General features: G+C 71.3%; 18 protein-coding genes and 1 tRNA gene. 7 read left to right on the top strand and 12 right to left on the bottom strand.

The features are described 5' to 3' along the window. Positions 1-14 precede the first annotated feature (14 nt). The 5 genes from OHS58_RS31260 to OHS58_RS31240 all read left to right on the top strand — a co-directional run bounded on the left by OHS58_RS31260 (position 15) and on the right by OHS58_RS31240 (position 4,036). On the top strand, positions 15-920 hold the full coding sequence (locus tag OHS58_RS31260; RefSeq protein ID WP_326944547.1) for a UTP--glucose-1-phosphate uridylyltransferase: 906 nt from the start codon (positions 15-17) through the stop codon (positions 918-920). Beyond that, positions 917-2,197 (top strand): molybdotransferase-like divisome protein Glp, encoded by a 1,281-nt coding sequence (gene glp / locus OHS58_RS31255; protein ID WP_247058075.1) that lies wholly within the window; start codon positions 917-919, stop codon positions 2,195-2,197. Before OHS58_RS31260 ends, glp begins: the two co-directional genes overlap by 4 nt. After that, entirely contained in the window at positions 2,197-2,865 is a 669-nt protein-coding gene (locus OHS58_RS31250; protein WP_326944546.1) for a GNAT family N-acetyltransferase, read from the top strand. Before glp ends, OHS58_RS31250 begins: the two co-directional genes overlap by 1 nt. A gap of 163 nt (positions 2,866-3,028) precedes the next feature. Beyond that, the gene (gene sepX / locus OHS58_RS31245) at positions 3,029-3,910 is read left to right on the top strand and encodes a divisome protein SepX/GlpR (protein ID WP_328644891.1); all 882 of its coding nucleotides are present in this window, start codon (positions 3,029-3,031) and stop codon (positions 3,908-3,910) included. Between the two features lie 53 nt (positions 3,911-3,963). After that, positions 3,964-4,036: transfer RNA gene (locus OHS58_RS31240), tRNA-Ala, on the top strand. Positions 4,037-4,354: 318 nt separating this feature from the next. Here OHS58_RS31240 and OHS58_RS31235 read toward each other — a convergent pair. Both OHS58_RS31235 and OHS58_RS31230 read right to left on the bottom strand, forming a co-directional pair. Then, positions 4,355-5,308, bottom strand: coding sequence for an alpha/beta hydrolase (locus OHS58_RS31235; RefSeq protein ID WP_328644890.1), 954 nt, complete (start codon positions 5,306-5,308; stop codon positions 4,355-4,357). 55 nt (positions 5,309-5,363) lie between these two features. Beyond that, positions 5,364-6,662: a cytochrome P450 gene (locus tag OHS58_RS31230; protein ID WP_326944509.1), complete on the bottom strand. Its 1,299-nt coding sequence runs from the start codon at positions 6,660-6,662 to the stop codon at positions 5,364-5,366. Positions 6,663-6,898: 236 nt separating this feature from the next. On the opposite strand from OHS58_RS31230, the gene OHS58_RS31225 reads away from it, so the two are divergent. Both OHS58_RS31225 and OHS58_RS31220 read left to right on the top strand, forming a co-directional pair. After that, a complete protein-coding gene (locus OHS58_RS31225) occupies positions 6,899-7,705 on the top strand; it encodes an SAM-dependent methyltransferase (protein WP_328644889.1) in 807 nt (268 codons plus the stop codon). Positions 7,706-7,709: 4 nt separating this feature from the next. After that, positions 7,710-9,824, top strand: coding sequence for a putative bifunctional diguanylate cyclase/phosphodiesterase (locus OHS58_RS31220; protein WP_328644888.1), 2,115 nt, complete (start codon positions 7,710-7,712; stop codon positions 9,822-9,824). On the opposite strand, the gene OHS58_RS31215 is transcribed toward OHS58_RS31220, so the two are convergent. The 10 genes from OHS58_RS31215 to OHS58_RS31170 form a co-directional block, all read right to left on the bottom strand. Beyond that, a complete protein-coding gene (locus tag OHS58_RS31215) occupies positions 9,773-10,162 on the bottom strand; it encodes a hypothetical protein (protein ID WP_442875479.1) in 390 nt (129 codons plus the stop codon). The genes OHS58_RS31220 and OHS58_RS31215 overlap by 52 nt on opposite strands. Positions 10,163-10,260: 98 nt before the next feature. After that, the gene (locus tag OHS58_RS31210) at positions 10,261-12,339 is read right to left on the bottom strand and encodes an MMPL family transporter (RefSeq protein ID WP_328644887.1); all 2,079 of its coding nucleotides are present in this window, start codon (positions 12,337-12,339) and stop codon (positions 10,261-10,263) included. Positions 12,340-12,451: 112 nt separating this feature from the next. After that, entirely contained in the window at positions 12,452-12,700 is a 249-nt protein-coding gene (locus OHS58_RS31205; protein WP_247058029.1) for a hypothetical protein, read from the bottom strand. Then, positions 12,697-13,041, bottom strand: a complete 345-nt coding sequence (locus OHS58_RS31200; protein WP_326944504.1) for an ArsR/SmtB family transcription factor — start codon at positions 13,039-13,041, stop codon at positions 12,697-12,699. Before OHS58_RS31200 ends, OHS58_RS31205 begins: the two co-directional genes overlap by 4 nt. A gap of 70 nt (positions 13,042-13,111) precedes the next feature. Next, on the bottom strand, positions 13,112-13,849 hold the full coding sequence (locus tag OHS58_RS31195; protein ID WP_326944503.1) for a Long-chain-fatty-acid--CoA ligase: 738 nt from the start codon (positions 13,847-13,849) through the stop codon (positions 13,112-13,114). Positions 13,850-13,903: 54 nt separating this feature from the next. After that, the gene (locus OHS58_RS31190) at positions 13,904-14,629 is read right to left on the bottom strand and encodes a DUF2786 domain-containing protein (protein WP_326944502.1); all 726 of its coding nucleotides are present in this window, start codon (positions 14,627-14,629) and stop codon (positions 13,904-13,906) included. A gap of 116 nt (positions 14,630-14,745) precedes the next feature. Next, positions 14,746-15,408 carry a response regulator transcription factor gene (locus tag OHS58_RS31185; RefSeq protein ID WP_326957654.1) on the bottom strand — a complete coding sequence of 221 codons (663 nt, stop codon included), beginning with the start codon at positions 15,406-15,408 and terminating at the stop codon, positions 14,746-14,748. Next, the gene (locus OHS58_RS31180) at positions 15,405-16,550 is read right to left on the bottom strand and encodes a sensor histidine kinase (RefSeq protein WP_328644886.1); all 1,146 of its coding nucleotides are present in this window, start codon (positions 16,548-16,550) and stop codon (positions 15,405-15,407) included. The genes OHS58_RS31185 and OHS58_RS31180 overlap by 4 nt, the downstream gene beginning before the upstream one ends. A 175-nt stretch (positions 16,551-16,725) precedes the next feature. Next, positions 16,726-17,283 carry a TetR/AcrR family transcriptional regulator gene (locus OHS58_RS31175; protein WP_328644885.1) on the bottom strand — a complete coding sequence of 186 codons (558 nt, stop codon included), beginning with the start codon at positions 17,281-17,283 and terminating at the stop codon, positions 16,726-16,728. After that, positions 17,262-18,059, bottom strand: coding sequence for an SGNH/GDSL hydrolase family protein (locus tag OHS58_RS31170; protein ID WP_328644884.1), 798 nt, complete (start codon positions 18,057-18,059; stop codon positions 17,262-17,264). The genes OHS58_RS31175 and OHS58_RS31170 overlap by 22 nt, the downstream gene beginning before the upstream one ends. Between the last annotated feature and the right edge of the window lie 116 nt (positions 18,060-18,175).

Genomic DNA, 18,175 nt, shown 5'->3' with positions numbered 1-18,175 from the left:
TAGGCTTTGCGCCCATGACGGGCGCCGCAACCTCCAAGACGTTCAGAACCGCCATCGTGCCTGCCGCAGGGCTCGGTACACGCTTCCTGCCGGCGACGAAGGCCGTGCCCAAGGAACTCTTGCCCGTGGTGGACACGCCGGGGATCGAGCTGGTCGCGGCCGAGGCCGCGGCCGCCGGCGCGGAACGCCTGGTCATCGTGACCTCGCCGGGCAAGGAAGCCGTCGTCAAGTACTTCGAGGACCAGCCCGAGCTGGAGGCGAACCTCGAGGCCAAGGGCAAGACCGAGCTGCTGGCGAAGGTCCGGCGCGGTCCCGCCCTGCTGGCCGTCGAGACCGCCATCCAGGAGCAGGCCCTCGGCCTCGGCCACGCCGTCGCGCAGGCCGAGCCGAACCTGACGCCCGAGGACGAGGCCGTCGCGGTGCTGCTGCCGGACGACATCGTGCTGCCCACCGGCGTGCTCGAGCGGATGAGCGAGGTGCGGGCCAAGCACGGCGGCAGCGTGCTCTGCGCGTTCGACATCCCGAAGGCCGAGATCTCGCCGTACGGCGTCTTCGACGTCAGCGACACCGGCGAGGACGACGTCAAGCAGGTGCACGGCATGGTCGAGAAGCCGAAGCCGGAGGACGCGCCGTCGACCTTCGCCGCGGCCGGCCGCTACCTGCTCGACCGGGCGATCTTCGACGCGCTGAAGCGCATCACCCCGGGCTCCGGCGGCGAGCTCCAGCTGACCGACGCGGTCGCGCTCCTGATCACCGAAGGACACCCCGTGCACATCGTCGTGCACCGTGGCGGACGTCACGACCTGGGGAATCCGGGTGGTTTCCTGCGCGCCGCGGTCGATTTCGCGCTTGAAACGCCCGAGTACGGTCCATCTTTACGGGCGTGGCTGACGGAACGGATCGGGACAGATCGCCCATGACGGAATCCCTCGACGAGGCGCGGCCCGAAGTGGCCGAGGACGAGGAGGCCGAGTTCCGCTCGGTCGAGTCGCAGATCGCGATGACGCTGGACGCCGCCGTCCGGCCCCGGCCGGTGCGGGTGGCGATCTCCGAGGCCCAGGGGCTGCTCTGCGCCGAGGAGGTGGTCGCCGAGCACGCGCTGCCCGGGTTCGACCAGGCGGCGGTCGACGGGTACGCGGTGCGCAGCGTCGACGTGCGCACGGCCGGGCAGGAACCGGTGCAGCTGCCGGTGGTCGGCGAGATCGCGGCGGGCTCGCGCCAGCCGCGACGGCTCCAGCCGGGCCAGGCGGTGCGCGTCGACACCGGCGCGCCGCTGCCGACGCTGGCCGACGCCGTCGTGCCGCTCGCCTACACCGACGGGCACCAGGCCAAGGTCACCGTGCACCGCTCGGTGCCGTCGGCGGGGTACGTGCGGCGGGCCGGCGAGGACGTCCAGATCGGTGACGTCGCGGTCCGCAGCGGCGACACGATCGGGTCGGCGCAGGTCGGCCTGCTCGCCGCGGTCGGCCGGGCGAAGGTGCTGGTCTACCCGCGGCCGCGGGTCTCGATCGTGTCGGTCGGCGACGAGCTGGTCGACATCGACCGGACGCCGTCGGTCGGGCAGGTCTACGACGTCAACTCCTACGCCTTGGCCGCGGCCGCGCGGGACGCGGGCGCCGAGGTCAGCCGGGTCGGCATCGTGTCGAGCGAGCCGAAGCGGCTGCGGGAGATCGTCGAAGGCCGGCTGCTGATGTCGGAGATCGTGGTCGTCGCCGGCGGTGCCGGGGGCAGCACCGGCGACGAGGTCCACTCGGCGCTGTCCGACCTCGGCCGGATCGACGCGACGCGCATCGCGATGCACCCCGGCTCGGTCCAGGGGTTCGGTCGGCTCGGGCCCGACTCGGTGCCGACGTTCCTGCTCCCGGGCAACCCGATGAGTGCGCTGGTGGTGTTCGAGGTGCTGGTGCGGCCGCTCATCCGGGCGGCCCGCGGCACGCGCAACCCGCACCGGCGGATCGTCGGCGCGCGGCTGCTGTCGCCGATCACCTCGACCGAGGGCCGCCGCGGCTTCCTGCGCGGGCAGCTCCTGCGTGACGAGGCCAACGGCGAGTACCTGGTCCAGCCGCTCGGGCAGTCCGGGGCGCACCTGCTCGCGTCGCTGGCCGAAGCGAACTGCCTCATCAACGTGCCGGAGGAGATGACGGAGGTCGCCGCGGGCGAGCAGGTCCAGGTCACCTTCCTGGCGCAACGGGCCTGATGAACTCCGTGTCGGGCGTCTCCTACCCGGTCGAAAGCCGGCACCCGGGCTGGCCGTCGCGGCTCGGCCCGCTGCGGGTGCCCGCGGGGGAGGTAGCGATCCGGCCGGTGCGGCTGCGCGACGCCGGCGAGTGGAGCCGGATCCGGCTCCGGGACCGGGCGCACCTCGAGATGTGGGAGCCGACCGGCGTCGGGCCGTGGCCCGAACGCAACGCTTTCTGGTCGTGGCCGTCGCAGTGGGCGGCGTTGCGGTCGCTCGCACGGCGTGGTCAGTGCCTGCCGTTCACGATCACCCTCGACGGTCGTCTGGCCGGTCAGATCACTGTCGGTAACGTCGTCCGGGCGTCGCTGCGGTCCGCGTGGATCGGCTACTGGGTCTCGTCCGAAATCGTCCGCGGCGGGGTCGCGACGGCCGCCGTCGCGCTGGTCACCGACCACGCCTTCGCCGCGTCCGGGCTGCACCGGCTGGAGGCCACCGTGCGCCCCGAGAACGCCGCCAGCCTGCGGGTTCTCACCAAAGCGGGGTATCGGCAGGAGGGGCTGTTCGAGCGCTACCTCGACGTCGCCGGCGCTTGGCGGGACCACTACTGCTTCGCCGTCACGCGCGAGGAGACCGGCGCCGGGCTGGTGTCGCGGCTGGTCGCGGCGGGGCGTGCCGACTACGCCTGACGGTGATTACCCATCCGGGGCTGTGAGCGCGTTACCACATGCTGTGAGATTCACCTAATCCGGTGAGGCATTTCCGTGATCGAACCCGGCGAGCCTCCGCCCGATCTGTTACTCCTGTGACTAGCGTGATTTCAGGTGAAGGATTCGGGGGAGGTGACGGGGGATGCCCAGCTCCGTGATCATCGTCGCGCTCGCCGCGGCATGGCTCGTCGTACTCGTGCCCATGGTCGCGCGCCGGCGGCAGCAGGTCGCGAGGACCGCTGACTCCGCGTTGGCGGCCAGGGTCGTGCGCAGTGGTGGTGGACGCAACGAAGACCGGGAGGAATTCGCCATGTCCGACAGTCCCGTCAAGTCCAATCCGGTGAAGTCCCGGCCCTCGGTCGAGGACGACCTCGCGGAGCTGGAGGCGGAGCTCGAACTCGACGACGACCTCGACGAGGAAGAGCCCGAACCGCTCCCACAGCCGGGCCGTGCCGAGCGGCGGGCCGAACGCGAACGCGAACGGGCCGGCTACCGGCCGGGCCGCGGCGGCTTCGACCCCGAGGCGGCGGAGATGGCCGCCCGCGCGAAGTACAGCTTCCGGCAGCGCGTCGTCGTCATCCTGCTCGTCGTCGCGGTGATCACCGCCGGCGTCGCGGGCTTCCTGTTCCCGCTCGTCTGGTGGGGCCACGCCGTCGCCGACGTCGTGCTGGTCGGGTACCTCGTCTACCTGCGCCGCCAGGTGCGCATCGAGGAGGAGATCCGCCAGCGCCGCCTTGCGCGGTACAACGGCACCCGCGCCCCGCGCCGCCCGTCGGAGCCCGGACCCCGGCCGTCGGTTTCGGCTTCCGTTGACGACGACGTGGAGCTGGAGGACGAGGCCGACGACGTCGCCGCCGTGGAGGTCGTCGAACCGGCCCGCCGCGAGATCGTGGAACGCCGCCCGTCGCCGACATCCCGCATCCGCCGCAGCGCGGTCGTCGTCGACCTGGACGACGAAGACCCGGCGTTCGAGGAGCTCGACGAGCCCGGGACCGGGCCTTACCGCCGGGCCGTCGGAGAGTGACCCCCCGCGTGTCGTGCTCGTAGGGCACTGCTAAGCTCTACGAGCACGATCAAGGGGCTGTAGCGCAGTTGGTAGCGCGTCTCGTTCGCATCGAGAAGGTCAGGGGTTCGATTCCCCTCAGCTCCACTCCGATCGTCGGGGAGCCCTATTCGCGGAAAGCGCGAATGGGGCTCTCTTCGTTGTGTCCTCTGGGGGTGCAACCCCCAGACCCCGCCCGGGGGCGCGCCCCCGGACCCCCGTGTGTGGTTGCGTTCTCGTGGTCGTTCGGCTGTGGCTGTCAGGTCAGGTCTCGGTAGTGGTGTTGCAGGCTGGACCAATGCTCCGCTGGATCCTGAAGGACGCCCTGGACCTAAGCGCAGCTCGCCGGGCTGGAAGAACGGTGTGGCCATCTTGCCGTAGCGTCGGGCCACGGCCGCGGTCGTGACTATGCCCATCGCGACCTTGCTACGAAACGGTCTTCAGCCAGTTCGTCACCTGGGCGAAGTACGTTCCCGCGTTCGGGGCGTAGTTGATCGCGTGGCCGTAGCCGTTCAGGATGTATGTCTGGAGGCGGGCTGCCGGGGCGAAGAACGGGGCTTCCGACGCGCGTAGCGCCTCCGGGGTTGAGCAGTCGCTCGCCAAGGGGCCGCAGAAGTGGGGGTCGTTGCCTACCACCAACAGGACCGGGACTGTGATCTGCAGCGAGGCCGGGATGATCACCGTGGTCAACGCGATCGTGTCCACGGCTTCCGTCGCGGCGAATACGTCCTTTGTGGACTCGTCGTAGGCGATCGCTCCTGCGTCGTTGGGGCCTGGGGTGTGGAAGGCCGTGTAGCGGGTTCCCGGCGACGTCGTCAGGTAGCCGACGTCCAGGCCGCGGCTGGAGAGGCGGGGGTCCAGGGGTGCGGGGATCATGTTCGCCAGCACCGGGATCACCGTGACGTAGTTCATCCGGTGCGTCATGTCCGTCACCAGCACGCCGTCTACGTCGTGGAAAGTGCCGGCCTCGATCATCGCCATGGCCGAGCCGATTGAGTGGCCGCCGACGATCACTTTGGTGAACCGGGCTCGGATCGACTGGATCACCTGGTGGACCGCGTTCGCTTGGACCGTTGCCGACAGGAGGGCGCTCAGGGGTTTGGAGCTTGAGCCCGTACCCATGCGGTCTACTGCGAGCGTCGCGACGCCTGCCTGGTTCATCGCCAGGCGGAACGAACGCAGCTCCGGGGTGTAGGCGATGTCCCAATAGGACGCGTTGTACGTGCCGCCGGGGATCAGGACCACCACCGTTTGTGCCTGGGACGGGGCGCAGAGGCGGCCGTGCATCTGGCCGAGTGCTACCGGGACGTACAGGTCCTGGCAGGTGACCGTGTCCGCCTGGGCCGGGGTTGGCACGGCGAGCGCCGCCGCGGTCAGCAACAGGGCAGCACAAAGGCGGCGGAAAGCTTGGCGAAGCAAGGAGAACTACCTCCAACTAGCGACGGACTGCCGTCATCGGCAGGCTTTCGGGGTAGGCGGCCGAGGTGAACTTGACGCGCACCGGCCGGCCCGGGACCGGGACCAGCCGCCACTGCGCGGCCACCGTGGCCACCGTGATGACGATTTCGTTCTGGGCGAAGACGTTCCCGACGCACTGCCGGGTGCCCGCACCGAACGGGATGAACGCGCCCTTCGGCAGCTGCTTCGCCCGCTCCGGCGACCAGCGGCCGGGATCGAACGTCTCCGGGGCCTCGAAGCTGGCGGGATCGTGGTGCAGCGCGTGCGGGCTGACGATCACCTCGGCGCCCTCCGGCAGCCGCTCGTCGCCGAGCCGGACTTCCGTGAGGGTGCGGCGCATCAGCATCCAGAGCGGGTACTGGCGCAGCACCTCGTCGACGACCTGCCGGACGTAGACCAGCCGGTGCAGGTCGTCGCCGGTGACCGGGCGGCCGGCCAGCACCTCGTCGACTTCGGCGTGCACCCGCGCTTCGACGTCCGGGTTGCGGCCCAGCTCGTGGAACATCCAGGACAGCGCGAGCGCGGTCGTCTCGATGCCGGCGGTGAGCAGGGTGAGGACCTCGTCGCGTGCCTGCTCGTCGGTCATGCCGGCCAGCAGCAGCATCGACAACAGGTCGCCGCGGTCGACGCCGTCGGCCCGCCACTCGCGGATCACCTCCAGCACGATCGCCTGCATCCGCGTGATGGCTTCGTCGAACCGGCGGTTGCCGGGGATCGGCAGCTTTTCCACGAACTTCGGCGACAGTGCGCGAATCATGCCCTGCTGGATGATCACGTAGATGGAACGGCGTGCTTCGGCGATCGCCTCTTTTCCGAGCTCGGTGGAGAACAGGGCCTCGCCGACGATCGTCACCGCCAGCCCCTGCAGGTCTTCGTCGATCTTCCGCACTTCGCCCGGCCGCCACGAGTCGCTCAGCTCGGCCGCCGCGTGGCGCATGGTCTCGACGTACGCGGCCAAGCGGTCGCGGTGGAACGCCGGCTGCATCAGCCGGCGCTGCCGCAGGTGGAAGTCACCGTTCGAAAGCACCAAGCCGTTGCCGACGAACGGCCGGAACTTGTCGAACATGGCGCCCTTGCGGAACTTCGGCCCGGCCGTGACCAGCACCTCGTGGCTCAGCCGCGGGCTGGTGACGAAGTACGTGGGCGACGGGCCGAGATAAACCTTGACGATCTCGCCGTGTTCTCGCAATGCGTCGGTGAATACGAAGCGTCGCCGCAAGAGCGCCGGGGTGTGCCCGAGAAAAGGCCACCGGCCCGGCGCGACCGGGACGGTCATGAGGACTCCTCGTTACGCCATTGTGTGGATTCCGCCAACGAGACGGCCTACGGTAGGCGCGTCCGGCCGAGCGTGACAGTGCCCGAACGGGTGGTCTGTGGTCACGCATATGGCGCAGCGAAGAGATCGCGCGAGATGGCTAAACTCGGAGCCATTCCCGATGTGACTAGAAGGTGTTCTCTGTGACACGATCACCGGAATGGGTGCCACCGGGTGTCGATATCTCCGTGCCGAGCATGGCCCGCACCTACGACTTCATGCTGGGGGGAGGGCACAACTTCGCCGTCGATCGCGCGGTGGGCGCGCAGATCGAGCACGCGATGCCCGGCCTGCGCGAAGCCGCGCGCGTGAACCGCGCCTTCCTCGGCCGCGCGGTGCGGTACATGGCCGACCGCGGGATCAGGCAGTTCCTCGACGTGGGCTCGGGAATCCCGACGGTGGCGAACGTGCACGAGGTGGCGCAGGCCCGCGACCCGGAGTGCCGGGTGGTGTACGTCGACCGCGACCCGGTGGCGGTCGCGCACAGCGAATTGATGTTGGCGGGCAACGATCACGCCGCTATCGTGCACGCAGACATGCGGGACCCGGAGAAGATCCTCGAGTCACCGCAGGTCCGTGGCCTGCTCGACCTCGACGAGCCGGTCGGGCTGCTGATGTTGCTGATGCTGCACTGGATCCCGGACGAGTCCGGGCCGCTCGAGCTCGTCGGCCGCTACGGCGCGGCGCTGGCGGACGGCAGTTTTCTCGCCATCACCCACGTCACCGGCGACCACCAGGGCGAGAACCTCACGGAAGCGACCGACGCGATCAAGGAAAGCCGGAGCCCGGACCAGGTGACATTGCGAACGCACGAAGAAGTGACGAAGTTGTTCGCCGGATTCGAAATCGTCGAACCCGGTCTTGTGGGGTGTGGCGAATGGCGTCCGGCCGGTCCGGCGGACATCTCCGGCACGTCCGAGATGAATATGCTGGTTTACGCCGGAATCGGCCGCAAGAACGCCACAGGTGACCGGTCCGCGCACGCGAAAACACAGCAAGGCTGAACCAATGGCGAAACCCGATCACGCGCGCGCGGACACGTCCGATCCGGAGCGGGAGCGGAATCTGCTCGCGCGCAAGTGGGCGTACCTGCTCAGCGGCGTCACCGTTGTGTCGCTGAGCCGGGAGGGGCTCGAGGCGGAACTGCGCGGCCTGCTCGACGCGTTCTGCGCGAACCTGCTGGACGGCTCGGCGGACACCGCGCCCGCGGAACGGATCGGCGCCCGGCTGGTGTCGCTCGGTTACGTCGGTGAGCCGGGGCTGCGGTGCACCCTCGAAGTCCTCGGGAAGGGCCTGCCGTCGCTGGCGGAGCTCCGGCCGCCGGACCGGTTCGCCGAGCGGATCGTGCTCGGGCTGGGCGCGCTCTCGTGCGGGTTCCTGATCGCGCACGAACGCAGCGTCCTCGACCAGCAGGAGATCATGCACCTGTCGCTGCTCAAGGCGGTGCGGGACGCGCAGTGGAACCTCAAGGAGAGCGAGGCGCGCTTCGACGAGGTCGTCACGACTTCGGCGAGCGGCATCGCGGTCGTCGGGCTCGACGGCCGCATCGTGCGGGCCAACACCGCCCTGGCCGAGATGCTCGGGCGCCCCGCCGGCGCGCTGACCGGGACCGGGCTCTACGACCTCGTGCACCCGGACTCCGTCAAGGCCCTCCGGGAGGCCCTGCGGACGCTGGCCGAGGACGGCAGCCGGGACCGGGTCCGGCAGTCCCAGCGGCTGTTGCGCAAGGACGGCGACGTCGCGCGCATCTCGCTCACCGCCTCGCTGCTGCGGGACGCCGGTGACCGGCCCGCGTACTTCGTCGTGGTCGCCGAGGACGGCACCGAGCTGATGCTGCTGCAGAGCGAGCTGAGCCGGCAGGCCCTGCACGACGTGCTGACCGGCCTGCCGAACCGCCAGTACTTCGGCACCCACCTCGAGACCGCGCTGCGGCGCGCGGACCCGGTCCACGGCGTCACGCTGCTCCACGTGGACCTCGACGCGTTCGGCATGATCTGCAACAGCCTCGGCCGGCGCGTCGGCGAGCAGGTGCTCGTGCACTTCGCGCAGCGGCTGAAGGCCGTCGTGGCCCGCGAGCGGGCGATGATCGCCCGCTTCCACAGCGACGAGTTCGGCATCCTGATCGAGAACACCGCGATGACGCCGGACATCAACACCATCGTGCGCGCCATCAACGACGAGCTCGCCGAGCCGTTCTTCGTCGAGGGTCACGGGCTGGCGCTGTCCGCCAGCGCCGGGGTGGTGCACCGGCCGGTGCGGGGCATCGACCCGGCCGAGCTGCTGCGCGCGGCGGACCAGACGCTGCGGCGCGCCAAGGCGCGGCGACGCGGTCAGTGGAAGATGTTCGACCCGGTGGCCGACGCCGCGGATCGGCGGGCGCAGGGCCTCGCCGTCGGCATGGCCGGGGCGTGGGAGAACGGCGAGATCGAGGTGCGGTACCGGCCGATGGTGCGGCTGGCGGACGGCGGGCTGGCCGGCGTCGAGGCCCGGCTGCAGTGGGACCGCCCCGGCCGGCCGCCGCTGGCGCACGAACGCTGCGCGGCGCTGGCCGAGGCGACCGGGCTCGTCCTGCCGCTGGGCGACTGGGCGTTGCGGACGGCGAGCCGGCAGGGCGAGTGGTGGCACCAGCGCCTGGACTTCGGCCTGCCGGTGGTCGCCGGCCTGACCGAGCACCAGGTGACGGACGAGGCGCTGGGCACCCGCGTCACGGGCCTGCTGGCGGACTCCGGCCTGCCGCCCGAGCAGCTGATGATCGGCGTCCCGGTGGGCGCGGTGGCGACGTCCGGGGTCGTCGAGAACCTGACCGCGCTGGCCGGGCTCGGCGTCCGGGTGCTGCTCGACGAGTTCGGCATGGGACCGGACGACCTGCGGGCGGTCGAGGACCTCCCGGTCGGGGTCGTGCGGGTCGCCCGCCGGCTCGCTGAATGGCAGGCGTGGACGGAATCGACGTTCCTCGGCGAGCTGGTGCCGCTGGTCCGGCAGGTCGGTGCGACGCTGGTCGTCGACGGGATCGACACCGCGGGCCAGGCGGACTGGTGGCGGGACGCCGGTGCGGAACTGGCCACCGGTGACTACTTCGGCACCGCCAGCGCACCGGGCGCGGTCGTGGAGCTGCTCGTCTGAGCCTTCCACCGCGTCAGGGCGACGGCGGCCGGCACGATCGCCATGCCGCCGATGGTCCGCGGGGTCAGCGGCTCGTCCAGGAAGAGCGCGCCCAGGGCGATGGAGACGGCCGGGAGCAGGTAGCCGACGGTCGCGGCCGCCGTGGCCACCGGGAGGGCGACCGCCGTCAGGGCTGTCGCGGTCATCAGCTGGGCGACCGACAACGCCAGCGGTGCGCCGTTCGGCGGGAGCTTCCGAGCCGTGTAAGCGAACGCGATCGCGTAGCTGAGCGCGGCGCCCAGCAAGGACAACGCTCCCTCGCTCAGGAGGCCCGCCTGCTGCCACGGCGCGAAGATCACCAGGATGCCCGCGAAACCAGTACCAGGCCCAGGATCCGGGGCGGTGTTCGGTGCCCAGGCTGAGCCGATCAGCGCGAGGTGGACGGGGTCCAGGCCGGTCAGGGCCGGCCCGCAGGTTTCCAGAGGCGGTCGCCGACCAGGGACAGGGCCGCCGGGAGCAGGACGCCCCTGACCACCGTCGCGTCCAGGAGGATCGCGAACGCCATGCCCAGCCCCAGCATCTTGTACTCGATCGCCGCGAGGCTCAGGAAGATGCTGAACACGCCCGTCATGATCAACGCCGCGCTCGTCACCACGCCGGAGCTGCTCGCCGTGCCTTCGACGATCGCGTCGCGAGCCGGGTGGCCCGCCTGCCGGCGTTCGCGGATGCGGCTGAGGATGAAGATGTGGTAGTCCGTGCTCAGCCCGAACAACAGCACGAACAGGAACATCGGCAGCCAGCCGAGCACGCCGCCGTAGGGTGTGAAACCCAGTAGTGGCGCGAGAAAGCCGTCCTGGAACACCAGCGTCAGCACGCCGTAGGCCGCGCCGACCGACAGCAGGTTGAGCAGGATCGACACCGCCGGTACCACCACCGACCGGAACACCAGGAGCAGCAGCACGAACGCGAGCAGCAGGATGAACCCGAAGACGTACGGCGCCCGCTGCAGCACTTGCGCGGTGAAGTCGTGGGCCTCCGCCGTCCGGCCCGCGACCGCGAAGTGGACACCGTCGAGCCGGCCGATCGTCCGCGGCAGCAGGGTTTCCCGCAACGTCGTGAGTGAGCGGTCGGCCACTTCGTCGTTTCCGGTGCCGCCGAGCGGGATCCGCACCACGAGGGCGTCGCCCACCGGCACCACGACCGCCGGCTTCGGCGTCTGCGCGGTGAGTTCGTCGATCGCCCGGCGGACCGCCGGGGTGTCGACCGGGCCGCGGTCGCTCCAGAGGACGACGTGCGCCGGCATCGTCACGCCGGGAAACGCTTCCTGGACGCGCGCGGCCGCGTCGATCACCGGGACGCTGCGCGGCAGGCTTTCGGTCGGGGCCGGGTCCTGCAGCCGGATTCCGGCGGCGGGCAGGGCGAGCAGGACCAGGAGCCCGGCGGCGAGCCCGGTCCACAGCGCCGGCCGCCGCGTCACCGTCGAGGCGACGCCGGCCCAGAACCGCGAGCGGGTGCCGCGCTTGCCCAGCCAGGGGATCCGGAGGCGGTCGACGCGGGTACCGAGCAGCGAGAGCGTCGCGGGGAGCACGGTCACCGACGCGAGCACGGCGAGGCCGACGACGAGGATCGTGCTCACGGTCAGGCCGCGGAGGTTGTCGAGCCCGGTGAAGAGCAGGCCGGTGACGCACAGGGCCACGGTCAGCCCCGACACGACGATGACGTGCCCGGACGTCCGCGCGGCGATCCGCAGGGACTCGTCGACGCCCTGGGCGCGTTCTTCCCTTACCCGGCGCAGGAAGAACAGCGAGTAGTCGACGCCGACGGCCATGCCGATCAGCAACGTCATCGAGGAAGTGGCGCTGTTGACCGGGATCCAGTTGTCCACTGCGGACAGCAGGCCGAAGGTCGCGAGCACCGTGGTGCCCGCGAGCAGCACCGGGACGGCGGCCGCGACCAGCGAGCCGAACACGGCCAGCAGGATCAGCAGGGTGAGCGGCAGCGAGCGCGTCTCGGACCGTTTGATGTCCTCCTTGATGCTCTGGTCGACCGCGCCGGACACGCTGAGGTCGCCCGCTTGCGCGAGCCGGACGTCCGGGTGCCGGGCGGCGACGGTGGCGACGACGGCGGTCGCCGTCGCGAGGTGCGGCTTGATTTCCGGGCCGGTGCCGAGGATCCGGAAGGTGACGAGGCCGGCCCGGCCGTCGGTGGAGACCTGGGCCGGGTCGTCGAGCGGGGAGCGGATGTCCGCGACCGCGCCGGACGTCGTCAACGTCGTCACCAGGTCGGCCAGGGCCGGCGAATCCTTGGGTACCAGGACGTTCTCCCAGAACGGTTCGCGGACGTCTTGGCGGTCGAGGACCGCTTGGCCGGTGCCGGCGTCGCCGGCGGGGCTCGAGCGCGCGTCGGTGCCGGGGGCGAACGTGCCGATGACCCAGGCGAGCGCGACGAGCGCCAGCCAGCCGGAGATCGCGGCGGCGCGGTGGTGCACCGACCAGTTCGCGACGCGTTCGACCACGGGCCTGCGTGCAGGCAGCATGAACTAAAGTCCTTCCGTGAAGGAGTGATCCGATGAGAGCTCGCCCTCGGGCGAGTGGGTGCTTCTTCCTCCTGGGCCGCCGAGTTGCCGCTCGGCGGTCCAGGGCCTCAGGTCAGTCGACCTCCTTGAGCACGTGTTCGATGGACCGCAGGCGGTCCTGGACGTCCCGCAGCTGCCGTTCGGTTTCTTCCTGCGTCCGGACGGCTTTCTCCGCCAGCGCGCGGTATTCGTGCTCGCGGGCCAGCGCGGCCTTGGCGCGCCAGGTCGAGGCCAGCTGCACGATCGCGACCGTGAGCACGACGGTGATCAGGACGAAGACCCCGGTCACGCCGATGATCTCCTGCCACTGGTGCCAGTTCATGTCCGTCCCTCCTCGCCGTCCGCGTGGACGGACTCCGGTGTGCTCAGCGTCGGCACGGCGGCCGCGATCGCTTCGGGCGTCAGCACGACGGAGAACGGCGTGAGCTCGTAGAACCGCAGCGTCTTGCCGTCTTCGCCGACCTCGAAGCTGGCCGTGACCAGACCCGCGGCTTCGAGTTTGCGCAGGTGCACCTGCAGGAGCGCGCGGCTGATCCGCAGTGCGCGTGCCAGTTCGCTGACGTACGCGCGTTCGGCCAGCAGGGCCGCGACGATCCGCAGCCGGTGCGGGTTCGCCAGGGTCCCCAGCAGCCGGACGAGCTCGTCCCCGGTGGGCTCGGTCACGGCGTCCTCCACATGCAAACAAAAGCTAGCAGGTGGCGGCGCGAGGGTCCATCAGGGTGATCCCCGAGGCTTACATCGGGTGGTCCATCCAGACGTTCGGCTCCACGTAGGTCGCCGTGTCGTGGGCCGTCGACGCGTACACCGGGGCGATGCCGCCGGGGATGAAGTTCTCGCCCTCCGCCAGCTTGACGCCGGTCCACTCGCGCCAGTCGGCCAGCGAACCCGCCAGCGTCACCGCGAACGGGCAGACCTTGACGACCCGGGCGCCCAGCCGCTCGTGCGTGCGCAGCCAGCGGTCGGCCAGCAGGCCGTCTTCCCGGCGGCGGGCCGCGTACTCCGGCATCGGGACGGCCGGCTCCTGCTCCTTGCCGATCGGGCGGACCGACACGATCAGCTTGCGCAGTCCCGTTTCCGCGGCCCGCGCCTTCAACGCCTTCAGCATCGGCGCCGACAGGCCGGAGCCACGCAGGTGCGGCGCGATCACGACTTCCAGCGCGCACAACGCGTTCGGCGCGCGACCGTCCATGACGTCCTGCGCCGCCCACTCGATGGCCTGGTCCCAGCCGTGGTCCGGCAGCTCCGTGCGGTCTTCCGCCGGGAACGCCAGCGGGACCGAGAGGGCGCGCGCGATCGGGACGCCGTCGTCGTCCAGCGCGATCAGGAAGTAGCGCGCCCAGTGCCGCAGGAACCGCTCGCCGGTGATCATCCGGCCGCTCGCGCCCTGGTAGATGAACTGGCCGCCGACGTCACCGAGGTTCAAGGCGGGTTCGAGCAGGTCGGGACGGTCGGCAAGATCCACCACGCGCATCCGCCCAGTCAAGCGGAAACGATCAACGCCGGGATAGCGGCAACCGGGCGACAGTCAGCGGACGGGCAGGGCCTTGCGACGCCGGGTGAGCGCCGACGGGTCGAGGTTCGCCTTGGTACCGGCGTCGTGGCCGTCGAGGTAGCCGCTGCCGGACAGTCGCCGGGGTGCGGCCGAGCGCAGGTCGCCGTACTCCTCGTCGAACCGGTGCTGGACCATCGCCGAGCGGTCGCGGACGACCAGCTCGGCCGAGCGCGCGCCGGGCGCGGCCGTGCGGACGGCCTCCTGCTCGGCCAGCGAAAGCCGCTCGTGGACCGCGCGGGCGAAACCGTGCAGCCACGTGCGCCGGTACGCGGCCAGCGACTCGCCGGGGAAGAACCCGCCCGGCCGGACGCGGTTCAGCTGGGTGCTCGCCTGCAGCAGGAGGCTGGTGAACAGCAGCTCCACACGGCCGAGGTCGGACTGGTAGCCGAACACCGTGACGCTCTCGACCTTCTGGCCGACGCGGTGCAGCAGGGTCCGGCAGCGCAGCGGGTAGGCGACCGAGGTGAGCAGGCTCGCCTTGTCCCGGCTGTACGGGTCGTTCATCGGGATGGTGAGCGTGCCGATGTCGTCGACGCTCGCGCCGGCCTCGGCGAGCATCGCCTGGTCGATGCCGTACCGGGCGACGAGCTCGGCGGCCTTCTTGTTGTACGCCTCGGCTTCCGCTTCGGTGACCGCCGGGTCCTCGGCCTTGGCGAGGAGCTTGCGGATGCGCTCGAGCTGCGGGTCTGACTCGGACATGGGCGGAGCTTATTCGATCAGGTGTTCGGACGCTCGCACCGGGTGAGCGTGTCGCGGACACCGGCGTCGTGACGAGCACCGTGGTGATCGGTCGGCGCTCGCCGTGCGGCGGGATCTCAGCCGCCCGGCTGGACCAGGCCGGTTTCGTAGGCCACCACCACCGCCTGTGCGCGGCTGGAGATGCCGAGCTTGGTCATCAGGCGGTTGAGGTGGGTCTTGACCGTGGCTTCGCTGACCCGCAGCTCGGCCGCGATCCAGCCGTTCGGGACGCCCGTTCCGACGAACCGCAGCACCTCCAGCTCGCGGTCGGTCAAGGCGGCCAGTGCCGGTGACGCCGCAGGTGGTTCCGGTGGGGTGCGGGTGAACGCCTCGACGAGCCTGCGGGTGATCGTCGGGCCGAACAGCATGTCGCCGCGGGCGACCGCGTGGATGCCGGCTACCAGCGTCTCCGTCGGGCTGTCCTTGAGCAGGAAGCCCGCCGCGCCCGCGCGCAGCGCCGTGTAGACGTACTCGTCGAGGTCGAAGACGGTCAGCATGAGCACGCTCGGCCGCGGTGACCCGGCCGCGGCGAGGATCCGCTCGGTCGCCTTGACGCCGTCCAGGCCCGGCAGCCGGATGTCCATCAGGATGACGTCCGGCCGCAGCGCCGCCGCCTTCTCGACCGCCTCCAGCCCGTCACGCGCTTCGCCCGCGACGTCGATGTCCGGGACGGCGCCCAGCAGCGCGACGAACCCGGCGCGGACGAGGTCCTGGTCGTCGACCACCAGCACACTCGTCACTCGGGCTCCTGCGGTTGGGGGACCGGCCGCGGGTACGGCAGCGTCAGCACCACGGCGAACCCGGCCGGGTCGCGGGGGCCGATCTCGATCACGCCACCGTACATCCGGGCGCGCTCGCGCATGCCGATCAGCCCATGCCCGCCCGGGTTCGGCGGGGCGGCCGGCGCGCCGCCGGGGTCCGTGACGCCGAGGACCAGGTGCTCGGCGCGGTAGTCGAGGGTCAGCTCGGCCGTGGCGCCGCCGTGCTTGAGGACGTTCGTCAGCGCCTCCTGTGCGACGCGGAACGCGCACAGCTGCTGGCCGGGCGGCAGCGGCCGGGCCGCGCCGGTGACGCGCAGCTCGACCGCGATCCCGGCCTCGCGGACCCGGGCGGCGAGCGTCCCGAGGTCGCCGAGCCCGGGCTGCGGCCGGTACCCCTCGAGCGGGTACTGCGGCGGGCGAAGCACGCTGAGGAGGCGTCGCAGCTCGTCGAGCGCTTCGGTCGTCGTGCCGGTGATCGTGTCCAACGCGCCGCGCGCGGTGTCCGGCGCCGACTCGAAGACGTACTTCGCGAGGTTGGCCTGCACCGAGATCACCGAAAGGTGGTGCGAGACGACGTCGTGCAGCTCGTGCGCGATCCGGACGCGTTCCTCCGCGACGGCCAGCTCCGTGTCGTGCTCGGCGTCGCGGATCCGGTGGCTGCGGACGTAGGCGGTGCGCCCGATCGCCGCGACGCCGACCGCGAGCAGCAGCGACAGCAGCGTGTCGCCGACCGGGGAGACCGGGCTGCCGAACAGCATCGACGTCTCGTAGGCGATCAGGCCGAGCACGGTGACGGCGAGCGCGTCGCGGAAGCGGCAGTGCGCCCAGACCGTGTAGGCGGCGATCATGACGCTGAGCTGGCCGAGCTGCGACCGGAAGCCGAGCGCGTAGAACACGCCCATCAGGGCGACGCAGGTGACCACCGTCGTGATCGGGAACCGGCGGCGCGCCGCGAGCGGCAGGGCGCTGAGCGCGGCCAGGACGAGCCCGAGCGGACGCGCGTGCGTGCCGAACGCGCCACCCAGCTCGGTGGCGCCGGCCACCTGGTAACCCGCGACGAGCACCGCGAGCACGGCGTCGGTCAGCCGTGGCCGCGCGCGAAGTCCCCGCAGTGTCGTCACCGGCAGAAAGCTACCTGTGTACCGCGAAGGTTTACCTCGGCTACGTCGTCAGTTGCTTCCGCTGCGTGGTCGTTCGCCACTACGGTCGGCCCTTGACTCGGCGGAGAGGGTGCCCCACCGGGGCCGGGGGAGGTCTCCGGAGCCCCTCTTCGCCGGGCGTCAACCTCGCCGGGCGTCAATCGAGGTACGCGTCCAGCGTGACGGCCAGCGCCGACTCCGGCGACGGCGCGAAGCTCGCCCCGGCCAGCCCGCCCCAGAGCCACAGCTGCGCGAGGCCGTGCAACGCGGCCCACAGCGACGCGGCGACCAGCCGCAGGTCGGCCCCGGACCGCGCGATCGGCGTCGGCACGGCGGCCACCAGCACGGCGAAGGTGTCGAAGACGGCGCTCGCCGCCGCCGAGAGCGCCGGGTCGGCCGGGTCGATCAGGTCGCGGCGGAACATCAGCTCGAACATCGCCGGGTTGGTGAGCGCGAAGTCGACGTAGCTGTGGCAGGCGGCGGTCAGCCGGGCTCGCGGCGACGTCTCCGGCAGCGTCTCGCGGCGGGCGAGCAGCTCGGCGTAACCACGCGTCGCGACGGCCGACAGCAGCTCGGCGCGGCCGGAGAAGTGCCGCAGCGGAGCGCCGTGCGACACGCCCGCCGCCTTCGCGATCCCGCGCAGCGTGACGGCGTCGACGCCTTCGCCGGCCAGCAGCTCGGACGCCGTGTCGATCAGGCGTTGCCGGGTGCCCACGCCTCGTCCAGGGTGATCGGCAGCAGGTCGGGGCGCTTGGCGAAGAAGCCGTCGCCGGGCTGGCGGCCGATCAGCCGGTTGCGCGTGCGCGTGACGGCGACCGGGAGCACCTCGCGGGCCAGCCACCGCAGGTCGGCGCGCCAGCTGCCGGCGGCCGCGGTGCCGGGCAGCGGAGCGAGCCACGCGGGGTCGTGGTCGAGGCCGAGCCGGTCGAGGACGTAGGCGGCGAGCCGGTGGTGGCCGTGCGTGGACAGGTGCAGCCGGTCGGCGCCGAAGTAGCGCGAGTCGGCGGCGGCCTGGTCGGGCCACAGGTCGACGAGCCGCGCGCCGTAGCTGACGGCGGCTTCGCGGATGGCGTCGTTGAGCGCGACGATCCGCGGCCGCATCCGCGCGCCCAGCGGCATCCGGCTGGAGACGTCGCTGAGGGTGAAGGTGACGACGGTGGGCGCGATCTCCGTGCAGGCCCGGATCGCGGCGTCGACGCGGCGGGCGACGGTCCGCGCGTCCCAGCCCCGGCTCATGACGTCGTTGCCGCCGCCGAAGAGCGCGATCAGGTCGGGCTCGAGCTTCGTCGCGGCGGGCACCTGCTCGGGCACGATCTGGTCGAGCCGCCGCCCACGGACGGCGAGGTTCGCGTACCGGAAGCGCGGATCTTCCGCAGCCAGCCGCGCGGCGACGAAGTCCGCCCAGCCCCGGTACTGGTGCCGGCCGGGGTACGGGTCGTCGAGCCCTTCGGCGCAGCTGTCGCCGAGGACGACGAAACGGTGGTAGCTCATCCCGATCTCCGTAACCGGCAGTTCATCTTGTAGACACTGTCTATCAAACTTCTGTAGACGCTGTCTACTTACCGGACACGACGACGGAGAGTCAGGACGAACGTCCTGGGGAACGG

This window comes from Amycolatopsis sp. NBC_00348 (assembly GCF_036114655.1).
Taxonomy (GTDB): Bacteria; Actinomycetota; Actinomycetes; order Mycobacteriales; family Pseudonocardiaceae; genus Amycolatopsis.
The sequence above is the reverse complement of the archived record's forward strand: the minus strand, read 5'-3'. Positions and strand labels throughout refer to the sequence as shown.

What these genes read in the sequence shown, in the direction of transcription:
- OHS58_RS31260 (WP_326944547.1), top strand. Translation starts at nt 15, where the DNA reads ATGACGGGCGCCGCAACCTCCAAGACGTTCAGAACCGCCATCGTGCCT.
- glp (WP_247058075.1), top strand. Translation starts at nt 917, where the DNA reads ATGACGGAATCCCTCGACGAGGCGCGGCCCGAAGTGGCCGAGGACGAG.
- OHS58_RS31250 (WP_326944546.1), top strand. Translation starts at nt 2,197, where the DNA reads ATGAACTCCGTGTCGGGCGTCTCCTACCCGGTCGAAAGCCGGCACCCG.
- sepX (WP_328644891.1), top strand. Translation starts at nt 3,029, where the DNA reads ATGCCCAGCTCCGTGATCATCGTCGCGCTCGCCGCGGCATGGCTCGTC.
- OHS58_RS31230 (WP_326944509.1), bottom strand. Translation starts at nt 6,662, where the DNA reads ATGACCGTCCCGGTCGCGCCGGGCCGGTGGCCTTTTCTCGGGCACACC.
- OHS58_RS31225 (WP_328644889.1), top strand. Translation starts at nt 6,899, where the DNA reads ATGGCCCGCACCTACGACTTCATGCTGGGGGGAGGGCACAACTTCGCC.
- OHS58_RS31220 (WP_328644888.1), top strand. Translation starts at nt 7,710, where the DNA reads ATGGCGAAACCCGATCACGCGCGCGCGGACACGTCCGATCCGGAGCGG.
- OHS58_RS31210 (WP_328644887.1), bottom strand. Translation starts at nt 12,339, where the DNA reads ATGCTGCCTGCACGCAGGCCCGTGGTCGAACGCGTCGCGAACTGGTCG.
- OHS58_RS31205 (WP_247058029.1), bottom strand. Translation starts at nt 12,700, where the DNA reads ATGAACTGGCACCAGTGGCAGGAGATCATCGGCGTGACCGGGGTCTTC.
- OHS58_RS31195 (WP_326944503.1), bottom strand. Translation starts at nt 13,849, where the DNA reads ATGCGCGTGGTGGATCTTGCCGACCGTCCCGACCTGCTCGAACCCGCC.
- OHS58_RS31190 (WP_326944502.1), bottom strand. Translation starts at nt 14,629, where the DNA reads ATGTCCGAGTCAGACCCGCAGCTCGAGCGCATCCGCAAGCTCCTCGCC.
- OHS58_RS31170 (WP_328644884.1), bottom strand. Translation starts at nt 18,059, where the DNA reads ATGAGCTACCACCGTTTCGTCGTCCTCGGCGACAGCTGCGCCGAAGGG.